At 64.5% G+C, this 826-nt stretch carries 1 protein-coding gene; it reads right to left on the bottom strand.

Features of this window, described 5'->3' with window-relative positions:
- A partial coding sequence (locus AC07Y9_RS32170) for a T1SS-143 repeat domain-containing protein (RefSeq protein ID WP_494990237.1) occupies positions 1 to 826 on the bottom strand: 826 nt, incomplete at both ends.

The following is an 826-nucleotide window of genomic DNA, read 5'->3' as shown; positions in this document are numbered from 1 at the left end:
CGCTGAGGCTGAAGGTGAATACATCGGTTGCGCCAGCCTTGGCGGTCAGGGTATCGCCGGCGACGCTGTAGACCAGCGCCACTCCACCTGAACTCAGGGCTGGCAGACCGCTGGTATCGCTCGACAAGGCGTAAGTCAGCGGTACGTCGGCACCCGACTGGAAGATACCCGTGACGTTACCGCTGGCCGTGGTGGCTTCGCCCGCCACGTCACCCACACCACCGGCAATACCATTGGCCAGGCCGTCCTCATCGACGGTTCCAGCCTCGGCGGTTCCGGCGGCGGTTGGGGTGTCGTCATCGACGGTGATCACCAGTTTCTCGGCCGCGGCGGTCACGGTGTCGCCATCCTTGTCCGTGGCCTGCAGCAGCGTGCCGAGGTTGAGGGTGATGTCGTTTTCATCATTGCCCGCTGGATGATCCAGCGGTTGCAGTAGGGTGAAGCTGTAGGCACCCGCGGCGCTAAGGCTGAAGGTGAATACATCGGTTGCGCCAGCCTTGGCCGTCAGGGTATCGCCAGCGACGCTGTACACCAGTGCCACTCCGCCCGAACTCAGGGCTGGCAGACCGCTGGTATCGCTCGACAAGGCATAAGTCAGCGGTACGTCGGCACCCGACTGGAAGATGCCCGTGACGTTGCCGCTGGCCGTCGTTGCTTCGCCCGCCACGTCACCGACACCACCGGCAATGCCATTGGCCAGGCCGTCCTCATCGACGGTTCCAGCCTCGGCGGTTCCGCTTGCGGTTGGCGTGTCGTCATCGACGGTGATCACCAGTTTCTCGGCCGCGGCGGTCACGGTGTCGCCATCCTTGTCCGTGGCCTGCAG

The organism is Pseudomonas sp. GW456-L12 (genome assembly GCF_059424045.1).
Note: the sequence above shows the minus strand (reverse complement) of the source record. Positions and strands in the feature narration are given on the sequence as shown.